Genomic DNA, 9,334 nt, shown 5'->3' on the forward strand with positions numbered 1-9,334 from the left:
CACACAAGTCTATGCCCGAGCATCACCAAATCTCATCCAACTTATCACCTTCCCAAGAGTACGGATATCACTGTCAGTAGCTCAAATATAGAGGAAAATCAGAGCATACAGTTAAACCCCAGCCCTCCGATGCCTACTATGCCCCTTCCCCCCAGTCAATTAGTTGTCACAACTATTCTCCAGTCGATCGAATCTTTGCGATTCTCTAATGTTGCAAGCAAAGTATTTTCCGGCGAGCAAGCCCAAGCCCGACAACAGGCAATTTTAAAGTTTACCACTAAAAAATTTTATACTCGGGGTTTAAAAAATCTCGAACGACAAGACTTGCACGGCGCGATTAAAAATTTCACTGCCGCAATTAACCTCAATCCGCAATTCGCGCCAGCTTACAACGATCGCGGTGTTGCCCGCTACAAATTAGGTTACAAACAGTCTGCTCTCGAAGATATAACTACTGCGATCGCACTCAATCCTTACCGAGCCAAGTATTACAGCAATCGGGGGTTTATGCTGACTCGTTTAAAAGATTATACTGCGGCGATCGCCGATTACAACTCCGCACTAATGCTCAACCCCAATTTAACCCAAGATTACTTTAACCGAGGCGCTATCCGCCTGCAAATGGAAAATTCCCTGGCAGCACTAGCTGATTTTGAGTCAGCAATTCGTCTCGATCGCAATTTTGCTAAAGCTTATTTCAACCGAGGAGTCACTAGATACAAATTGAGAGAAGTTCAGGGAGCATTTGAGGATTTTCAGAAGGCAGCAGGACTCTTCAATCAGCAGGGGAGAATGGATTATTACCAAGACGCAGTTTCTAAAATAAAAAAGCTGCGGTATTAGTCAGCAGTCATGGGGGAATGGGGGAATGGGGGAATGGGAATTGGGAATTGGGAATTGGTAAGGTGCTTGTGGCGCACCCTACACCTATAATTAAAGTTAGCCTATTCTGAAGGCAGCGTCGCCGACAGGCAAGTCATTGGGACGGGAAATACTAGAAAAATCAATTGCAAAAGCAGCATTTTGAACCGCAGCCGGAGCGGCATTTTGAACAACTGCCAAAGTAGCCCCGCCAAATTGAATTAAAGTGTTGCTTCCAGATTGAGTAAATGCCAGGTTAGACAAACTGCTACCACCAATGCCAATGCGATCGCCCTGGGCCGAGATAAAATCAGTAATTGTATCTGTTTCTCCATTACCTGCGATTAAAACAAAATTATCTGCACCAGCGCCGCCGGTAAGAGTATCGTTGCCTAAATCTCCCATCAAAACATCATTGCCATCGCCACCAATTAGAACATCATTCTCTTTACCGCCTCTCAAAAAGTCGTTACCCGCATCGCCAGTGACAGTATCGTCGCCGAGATTTCCGTTGATAATATCGCTGCCAACACCGCCGCTAATCGAGTCGTTACCTTTACCGCCTCGTAAAAAGTCGTCGCCTGCTTCCCCCGTGACGGTATCATTGCCTTGGCTGCCGTTAATTGCATCATCAATCGCTGAACCCACAATGCGATCGTTTCCGCTACCTCCCAGTACACCGCTGGGGTTTTGCTGAGAGTCTTGCGAAGTGACTTGATAGTTGTTCGGGGCATCAGGCAATCTGAGCGCTCGCAAAGATAGATTTACGAAATTGGTACTATTAATTAAATTGTTGAGGAAACTAACATCGTTAATAATGCTAGAAACCCGACTCGGTACAATTCCTCCAACGACTTTGGCGCTAGAAATGCGATCGCCCTGCTGCACCGCATTCACCGTTTCAAAACCTTGAATAACCTTGCCAAAAACAGCATAATTGCCATCCAAAAACGGCAAAGTATTCAAAGCAAAATAAAACTGCGAAGAAGCCGAATTCAAAGCAGTAGCACGAGCCATTGCCACAGCCCCTACAGTGTGCTGCAACTGCGGCGCCTGGGTGACAACTTGGTTGTAAACAGGTTGCGCCGCCCCTTGCGGCTTGATTTCCAAAGGAATAAAACGCCCCTGATTCGTATCCGGATCGATAAAATTACCAGTTCCCAATTGACTTGCTGGAATTGTAGTATCTTTGCTGCGCGGATCGCCTCCTTGCACCACAAAAGGATCGGGCTGGCGCACAACTCGGTGAAACATCACCCCATCGTAGATACCCCGTTCAACTAAATCAACAAAATTGCCAGCGGTAATCGGCGCATTAGTGCCGTCTACTTCGATCGCAACGGGTTGACCGTTAATTACCTGGACTACAATAGCTTTGTCTGTTAACGGAAGTGCAGCGCTCATAAGTAAATTGTGATTTGAGTGAGTTATCTTTGGCTTTTGATACCAAATCCGAGTAGAGTGCCCCCTTTATTTTTTAGTCCGCAGAGGCGGACATCCTTTGTATAATTGCGGTTTCAACCGCCGAATCATCAAAGGGTTGCTAAGGCCGGACTTGGGTTTGAGCAGCAATCCGCGAATTGCCCCTACCCATTTAATCAGAAAACTGTAAACTTGTGTTAAGTACAGTTCTAGTTGTGAATTTATGATTTCCCGCCGCAAGTTTCTTAGCACTTTATTGGCAATTTGTCTAGTCTTTTTGACTTTTAATTTTGCCCCCCCTGCCTTTGCTCTCGGCGGCAAGTTGCCGGCAGTGAATCAAGCCGCACCGGATTTTAGTTTGCCGACAAACAGTGGCGAGGGACAAGTGTCGCTGTCCGATTATCGCGGTAAGTGGTTGGTAGTCTATTTCTATCCCAAAGATTTTACATCGGGTTGTACGATCGAAGCGCGTCGATTCCAGCAAGATTTGCCGAAATACTTGGCAAAGAACACTCAAATTATCGGCATCAGCGCTGATGATGTCAACTCCCACGCAGAATTTTGCGATTCTGAAGGTTTGAAATTTCCGCTGTTAGCCGATACGGACGGCAATGTGAGTAAAGCTTACGGTTCTTGGATGAGTTTTATCTCGGCACGGCACAGTTTTATTATTGACCCTGAAGGCATTTTGCGGGAAACTTTTGTTAAGGTTAACCCAACGATTCACTCGCAAGAAGTGTTAGCTCGTTTAGGCGAATTGCAGGCTCAAGGGTAATACGTGCGATCGCCCAACCGCAATCGATTAGGTTCGAGCCACAGAAATGCAAGTCCCTGCATTTTCCAAGGACTTGCATTTCTCTATATCGAACGTTATCGTGTTAATTTTACCGAAAAAAATGGCTGGTAACGCGAGCATCTGTAGAATACCAAATCTCAAATCTTCAATCTCAAATCGCCTGTGGGCCGTACTCAATGAGCATTAAACTTGCTATTGACTGCCACAGCATCGGCAGAAGATTCAGACTCTGACAGCTTCTTCTTTCTGCTCGAAAGACGGCGTTCTGGGTCAATTCCCTCGAAGGTTGGTGGCAACCAAACTCTAACTATCAACAGCGCTCCCAAAACGAGCAAAAATGCTCCTGTTGATAATATTTGAACCCAGGGAGTTTCCAGCACTCCCCGCACGATAACTTCTCGCAAAACTGATACAATACAAACTTCCACAGCCACACCGATCGAAACGCGCTGCTCTTGCAAATAAATAATTAACAGCCGAAATAATTCCACCAAAACCAATAAAAATAGAATATCTGCCGTCACTTGCTGAAAATCCAGAGGAGGCAACAGCGAGAAAAACATTTCTCGCAGTTCTATGACCATAAAACAGAACAAACCGATACACAAAGAAATTACAATTAAATCTTGAACAGTTTCGAGGCCGCTGACTATTAGTTTCAGATTCAACCACTGCGGGGGGTTACTTGTCTGGTTTGAACGGTTTTCCATTGACAGCTCCTGCAATCTGTTTGACCTGCTTACAGCTTAAGTTAAATCGAGCCGATCTTTGACCAAAAATAGGTTTAATTTATTTATAACCATCATCAAACTTTCCTTTGTTGACAAATTTACACAAGGTTTTATTTATCGCGCAGGTGGCTTGACATTTTGGCAATATTTGTGCTGACACAAACATGGTATTAGGAGATTTTGTGAAAACCAGAATTCAAAATCCGAAAATGCTGCAACTGAGATAAAATATGAAAAGTGTAAAGAATTATTTACGACAGCTTGATCAACTCAAGCTAGGGACTTTAGGCTCCAATTATAGAAAAGCCGGAAAGTCAACCCAAAAACAAAAGCTACCCAGAGAGGATTGAACACAATGGCATTTACACTTGCAGCATTACCATTCGCCGCTGACGCCCTAGAGTCAGATCATATGTCGGCCAACACGTTTTCGTTTCACCACGACAAGCACCACGCTGCTTACGTGACCAACCTCAACAAAATGATTGAAGGGACGGAAATGGCGGACAAATCCCTTGAAGAAATTGTCAAGGCATCTGCTAAAGACCCGTCTAAATCAGGCATTTTCAACAATGCAGGTCAAGTTTGGAACCACAATTTCTTTTGGAATTCGCTCAAACCAGACGGTGGCGGCACTCCGACAGGAGCTTTAGCTGAGAAAATAAACGCCGACTTTGGCAGCTTCGACAAATTCAAGGAAGAATTCAAGACTGCTGCGACAACTCAGTTCGGCAGCGGCTGGGCTTGGCTGGTTTTGGACAACGGTACTTTGAAAGTTACCAAAACTGCGAACGCCGACACTCCGGTAGCACACGGCCAAACCCCGTTGCTGACTTTGGATGTGTGGGAACACGCTTATTATTTGGATTTCCAAAACCGCCGTCCCGACTACATTACTAATTTCTTGGATAATTTGGCTAACTGGGATTTCGCAGCAGCAAATTTGGCTGCGGCTTAGTAGCATAGGGGTTTGAGGAGTTGCATTCGTCTCGGTAGAGAGGAATGCAATTCCTTGTTGAGAGATGGCGAACCCGATCGCCCTGCCGAGCAGTGCTAAAAATTTTCTGAAATTGTGTTATAGTCGAAAAGGTAACTATTTTAAGAATTTTGTAGTTTTAGTGGCTGTTCGCGCGATGACCTCTTCACCAACCATAGCACCCGTTCGATCGAGTCAAGTTACCCGCAAACCTTATCCCAACTATCGGGTAATAGTCCTCAACGACGATTTCAACACGTTCGAGCACGTCGTGGAATGTTTGACGAAATACATTCCAGGGATGACGAGCGATCAAGCTTGGAAACTCGCCAACCAAATCCACACCGAAGGCCAGGCCACCGTCTGGGTTGGCCCGCAAGAGCAAGCAGAACTTTATCATATGCAATTGAGCCGTGCTGGACTGACAATGGCTCCGCTAGAGTCTACTTAAAATTCTGTAGAGGCGCGAAATTTCTACTGTTTGTGGCTAATGAATATCAAAGTGAACTGTTAACTGTTAACTAATGACTAATGACTAATGACTAATGACTACTGACTTAATTCGATCGCCAAACTTGCTCCCAAGGCCCGCCACCAACTTCCAAACCCGACAAAGAACTTTGAGCTTCTAAAATAATTCTATAACGCTGCTGGCCATTTTTTGCAACATTTCCCCCCAACAACTCTCGCAGTTGCAAGCGCAATTCGCCGTGCGTCGTATCCCGGCAGCAAAAAGCCATGCCTTTTTCTGTAGGAGTTCGCACGTAAGTACCTTGAGAACTTGCAGTGCCAATTAACTCAACTTCAAACTGACTGTTTCTAGCCTGCATTTTCCAGCTTCCCCAAGGTTCAATATTCCAAGTAACTTGGGAATTCCAAGGCACAAACTCGTAGAATTTGCCTCTGTAATGCAGACAAATCATTGCCACCGATTCCATCCACCAGAGAACGCCCCGCTTGCCGCCGCCAGCAGTTAAAGCTAAATCGCTTTCGCCTTGAAAACAATTGCAATTAATCCAAAACCACTTTTGCGGAAAAGCACCGCCCCAGTTTTTTTCGCTGTAAGCGGGAGCATCTTTAAATTCGTAGCATTGGCCGTTCCAATCTATCCAGCCAGTAGCTAAACCGTGAGCCATTAAAATTTGCCATCCCGGTTCAAATACGGGCAGAAAAGATAACATTCCCGCCGTGGATTTCTGGAGTTCTTCAGAGTTGCCCCAGCCGTAAACTGGTTTAATTTCGTACTGCCAAAAACAGTGACTCCCGCTTCCGGGGTCGTGCAGATAACCTTGATTCAAAGTAGCGGTAGCTTGATAGCCTTCTTCGACGTGGCTGTCGAATACTTGGGGTTCTAAATATTCGGGTTTAATTTGTAAGTCTGTCTTGCCCCAATGTCCGAAACCCAAACTTTCTCGGTGCGCCCAAAACTTATTTACATCGGGGAAGGTGCGGCACAAATAGCTATCTTTGGGGCCGAGAATTTGGGCTGCACCGCCGCTGTAGGGTTGACTGCCTCTGGGGTCTTCGATTGAATACATGAAGGCAAAGGATTGTCCGTGAATGGGTAATGTTATTCGGTAGTACCAGCCTTCAAAAAAGCGCCGGGAACTGCCGTCCCAATGGTAGCCGCTGTGGGGAGTTTCAATAGTTTTGAGTTTTGAGAGTGGATTTGACATAAAATCACCAATAGCAGAAAGAAGAGTCATTAGTCAGCAGTCATTGGGAATTGGGAATTGGGAATTGGGAATTGGGAATTGGGAATTGGATAAGGTGTGCGCGCCAGCACGCTACTAATGACTGATGACTGATGACTAATGACTGATGACTAATATGATAGGGTATTAATTATGACTTTAGCACTTTGGCGAGATCCCTTAGCCCGAGCTCTCCACCGCAACCGCAGTCTTGCTTTTGCCCGCTACTTGCAATTAGCAACTGTTGGCACTGACGGGCGTCCGGCTAACCGCACTGTGGTGTTTAGAGGCTTTTTAGGAGATACTAATCGGTTGAAATTTATTACTGATATTCGCAGTCAAAAGGTAGAGGAAATTAACCTCTATCCTTGGGGGGAGATTTGCTGGTATTTCCCGAAGACTCGGGAACAATTTCGGATTGCTGGACAACTGATTTTGGTGGGAAATGACGATCGAGATTCAGAGTTGTACTCGTCGCGCCGCACAGCTTGGCAGGAGCTTTCTGAGGCGGCTCGATCTCAGTTTGCTTGGCCGCCGCCGGGGGAAGATAAGGCGGCGGCTGGTGCTTTTGATTGTGCTTCCCCAGATGCGCTCGAGCCGCTGCCGAATTTTTGTTTGCTGTTGTTGGAACCGGAAACGGTGGATTTTTTGGAGTTGCGGGGGGAACCGCAGAACCGATCGCTTTACGGGCGCGACGGGGAGGGAAATTGGTTTGTGCGATCGGTCAATCCGTAAAAAAGAAGTTATTAGTCAGTAGTCAGTAGTCAGTTGGCAGTTGGCAGTTGGCAGTAGTTAACAGTTAACAGTTAACAGTCAACAATTCCCAATTCCCAATTCCCAATTCCCAATTCCCAATTCCCAATTCAAATTTTAGATGCCGGTGCCGTCGAAAAATTCTTGAATTGCTTTATCTTTTAATTTGCAGCTAGGGGTTGTAATTGGCTGGTTTTTTTCAGCTATGGCTACATTGCTGGGTTGTTTGAAAGCTTCTGATACTGAGTGGAAATTGTGGGAATTGGGAACAGAAGTTAAGGAGACAGATGGTTGAGGGAGCAAACTTTGTACTTGCTGTTCGAGGGATTCGATGCGATCGAGCAAAGAGCGAATTACCACAGCTTCGGAATCTGGCAAACTGCCGTGTTCTAGGGGGTTGACGCGCACTCCCGATCGATATACGATGCGGCCGGGAATCCCTACCACCGTGCAGTCTGAGGGTACGTCGCGGAGGACTACGGAACCTGCACCGATGCGAACGTTGTTGCCAATTAGCAGATTTCCGAGTACCTTGGCCCCGGCACCGACAACTACATTTTCGCCGACGGTAGGGTGACGCTTGCCGCTTTCTTTGCCTGTGCCGCCGAGGGTGACACCTTGGTAAATTAGGGCAAAATCGCCGATGATCGCTGTTTCGCCGATTACAACCCCCATACCGTGGTCGATGAACACGCTTTTGCCGATCGTTGCCCCTGGGTGAATTTCTATTCCGGTCAAAAAGCGAGCAATGTGGGAAATGAAGCGGGGGATGAAGGGAAGTCCCAGTAAATAAAGCCAGTGTGCGAGGCGGTGCAGCACTAGGGCCTGAAGACCAGGGTAACAAAACAAAACTTCCAGCCAGTTGCGAGCGGCAGGGTCGCGGTCGAAAATTATACTGAAGTCAGCTCTAAGGGTCTTTAGCACTTTCGGAGTTTCCAATTTTGGTTAAACACGCCACTTTCAATTTTACAATTTTACTGGACGAGGGAAGTTAGATCGTGTTCGGTCGATTGTCACAACACCAACGGTTCGTAGCGCGGACTTAAGTCGGCGCTACGAACCAATCTAATCGAACGGACATGATATTAGCGATCGGGCGATCGGGCGATCGGGAGAAGAATTTGAGGATGTAGAATATTTTAGCGTCCCCATCCTACAGCGTCGCTGCGTTCTATTCCTGTACTGAGATTGTATAGTTAGACTTGACTCCGGGTTCGAGAGTGCCGACCCAAATTCTGTAAGAGCCTGCTTGCCAGTCTGTATCAACAATGCTGGCATCTTTATTCTGACCTGTATCGTCTCCGCAGCGAACGCCGTTACCGAGACCTTGTACGAGTAAGGTTGTGTCCTGGCCTCCGCTGTTGACTTGGATTGTGAGTTTTGAAAAGTTTTGCTGCAAGGTTATGATGTGGTCGGGAGTAGGAGTGGCAAAACCCAAACATTTGTTTTTGTGGCGATCGGCGTTGGCAATGGCAGATAGAGAGTACGATCCGCCTGTGGAACCTCTCAATATTGCTGTTGCGGGCAAAAAACCTCGCGATAAGTTTAATGTACCAAAATTGGCTGTTTCTGCTAAAACTGGTAGGGTGGCGATCGTGGCGATCGCAGCTAAGAACGCACTATTTTTGAAATGGGTTCCTGGATTTAATAACATGGCAATACTCCTTGTCACAACTTACAATCACAACTCATAATTTCTCTATCCGAGCCCCAAGCATCTGAATCTCTCAATCGCGAACAATTTTTTGTAATTAGTTCAAAACATCCTGGATTTTGTTCCTTATGTTTATCAGAACAATATCTGTGCGATCGCCCTGGCTCGTGCCGCTCCGAGTTCTGCCACAGGCGCTATACTCAAGCCCAAAATTATACGCTCTCAAGATGATCAATTTGATACTGCTGGCTTTGCTGTTGACGGCCGGTTCGCTATTGACAGAGGTTTTGATATTGTTCCCCATAGGTCTATCCGGCTGGCCCGCCCTCCCTAATTGGCTGAGCCTGACCTTAATTTTGCTGGCTATTTCTTGGTGCTTGGGCGATTAGTTGGTAGTTGGCAGTTGGTAGTTGGTAGGGGCGGTGCCAAGAGTACCCGCCCTCTTAG

11 protein-coding genes are annotated in these 9,334 nt (G+C 46.4%); 6 read left to right on the plus strand and 5 right to left on the minus strand.

Annotated features, from left to right (window positions below; all coding sequences use genetic code 11):
- On the plus strand, window positions 1-843 hold an 843-nt coding region (locus tag IQ270_RS24860; protein ID WP_228056677.1), incomplete at its 5' end, for a tetratricopeptide repeat protein.
- Between the two features lie 96 nt (window positions 844-939).
- Here the strand turns inward: IQ270_RS24860 and IQ270_RS24865 are convergent.
- Window positions 940-2,265, minus strand: coding sequence for a peptidylprolyl isomerase (locus tag IQ270_RS24865; RefSeq protein ID WP_193975853.1), 1,326 nt, complete (start codon window positions 2,263-2,265; stop codon window positions 940-942).
- A gap of 241 nt (window positions 2,266-2,506) precedes the next feature.
- On the opposite strand from IQ270_RS24865, the gene IQ270_RS24870 reads away from it, so the two are divergent.
- Entirely contained in the window at window positions 2,507-3,058 is a 552-nt protein-coding gene (locus IQ270_RS24870; RefSeq protein WP_193975854.1) for a peroxiredoxin, read from the plus strand.
- Between the two features lie 194 nt (window positions 3,059-3,252).
- Here IQ270_RS24870 and IQ270_RS24875 read toward each other — a convergent pair whose 3' ends face one another.
- Window positions 3,253-3,789, minus strand: coding sequence for a phosphate-starvation-inducible PsiE family protein (locus IQ270_RS24875; protein ID WP_193975855.1), 537 nt, complete (start codon window positions 3,787-3,789; stop codon window positions 3,253-3,255).
- Window positions 3,790-4,165: 376 nt separating this feature from the next.
- Here IQ270_RS24875 and IQ270_RS24880 point away from each other — a divergent pair, with 376 nt between their 5' ends.
- Window positions 4,166-4,768, plus strand: coding sequence for a superoxide dismutase (locus tag IQ270_RS24880; protein ID WP_193975856.1), 603 nt, complete (start codon window positions 4,166-4,168; stop codon window positions 4,766-4,768).
- Window positions 4,769-4,943: 175 nt separating this feature from the next.
- The gene (gene clpS / locus IQ270_RS24885) at window positions 4,944-5,237 is read left to right on the plus strand and encodes an ATP-dependent Clp protease adapter ClpS (protein WP_193975857.1); all 294 of its coding nucleotides are present in this window, start codon (window positions 4,944-4,946) and stop codon (window positions 5,235-5,237) included.
- 106 nt (window positions 5,238-5,343) lie between these two features.
- Here clpS and IQ270_RS24890 read toward each other — a convergent pair whose 3' ends face one another.
- Window positions 5,344-6,462 (minus strand): tocopherol cyclase family protein, encoded by a 1,119-nt coding sequence (locus tag IQ270_RS24890; protein ID WP_193975862.1) that lies wholly within the window; start codon window positions 6,460-6,462, stop codon window positions 5,344-5,346.
- 171 nt (window positions 6,463-6,633) lie between these two features.
- On the opposite strand from IQ270_RS24890, the gene IQ270_RS24895 reads away from it, so the two are divergent.
- Window positions 6,634-7,215: an Npun_F5749 family FMN-dependent PPOX-type flavoprotein gene (locus IQ270_RS24895; RefSeq protein WP_193975858.1), complete on the plus strand. Its 582-nt coding sequence runs from the start codon at window positions 6,634-6,636 to the stop codon at window positions 7,213-7,215.
- A 135-nt stretch (window positions 7,216-7,350) separates the two neighbouring features.
- Here the strand turns inward: IQ270_RS24895 and cysE are convergent, their stop codons facing one another.
- Together cysE and IQ270_RS24905 are read right to left on the minus strand one after the other, a co-directional pair.
- On the minus strand, window positions 7,351-8,157 hold the full coding sequence (gene cysE, locus IQ270_RS24900; protein ID WP_193975859.1) for a serine O-acetyltransferase: 807 nt from the start codon (window positions 8,155-8,157) through the stop codon (window positions 7,351-7,353).
- 247 nt (window positions 8,158-8,404) lie between these two features.
- The gene (locus IQ270_RS24905) at window positions 8,405-8,887 is read right to left on the minus strand and encodes a hypothetical protein (protein WP_193975860.1); all 483 of its coding nucleotides are present in this window, start codon (window positions 8,885-8,887) and stop codon (window positions 8,405-8,407) included.
- Window positions 8,888-9,114: 227 nt separating this feature from the next.
- Between IQ270_RS24905 and IQ270_RS31450 the strand changes: the two genes are divergently transcribed.
- Window positions 9,115-9,276 (plus strand): hypothetical protein, encoded by a 162-nt coding sequence (locus IQ270_RS31450; RefSeq protein WP_228056678.1) that lies wholly within the window; start codon window positions 9,115-9,117, stop codon window positions 9,274-9,276.
- Window positions 9,277-9,334 lie beyond the last annotated feature (58 nt).

It is taken from the genome of Microcoleus sp. LEGE 07076, from assembly GCF_015207455.1.
GTDB lineage: Bacteria > Cyanobacteriota > Cyanobacteriia > Cyanobacteriales > Microcoleaceae > Microcoleus.

What these genes read in the sequence shown, in the direction of transcription:
- IQ270_RS24875 (WP_193975855.1), bottom strand. Translation starts at nt 3,789, where the DNA reads ATGGAAAACCGTTCAAACCAGACAAGTAACCCCCCGCAGTGGTTGAAT.
- IQ270_RS24865 (WP_193975853.1), bottom strand. Translation starts at nt 2,265, where the DNA reads ATGAGCGCTGCACTTCCGTTAACAGACAAAGCTATTGTAGTCCAGGTA.
- IQ270_RS24905 (WP_193975860.1), bottom strand. Translation starts at nt 8,887, where the DNA reads ATGTTATTAAATCCAGGAACCCATTTCAAAAATAGTGCGTTCTTAGCT.
- IQ270_RS24870 (WP_193975854.1), top strand. Translation starts at nt 2,507, where the DNA reads ATGATTTCCCGCCGCAAGTTTCTTAGCACTTTATTGGCAATTTGTCTA.
- IQ270_RS24895 (WP_193975858.1), top strand. Translation starts at nt 6,634, where the DNA reads ATGACTTTAGCACTTTGGCGAGATCCCTTAGCCCGAGCTCTCCACCGC.
- clpS (WP_193975857.1), top strand. Translation starts at nt 4,944, where the DNA reads ATGACCTCTTCACCAACCATAGCACCCGTTCGATCGAGTCAAGTTACC.
- IQ270_RS31450 (WP_228056678.1), top strand. Translation starts at nt 9,115, where the DNA reads ATGATCAATTTGATACTGCTGGCTTTGCTGTTGACGGCCGGTTCGCTA.
- IQ270_RS24890 (WP_193975862.1), bottom strand. Translation starts at nt 6,462, where the DNA reads ATGTCAAATCCACTCTCAAAACTCAAAACTATTGAAACTCCCCACAGC.
- IQ270_RS24880 (WP_193975856.1), top strand. Translation starts at nt 4,166, where the DNA reads ATGGCATTTACACTTGCAGCATTACCATTCGCCGCTGACGCCCTAGAG.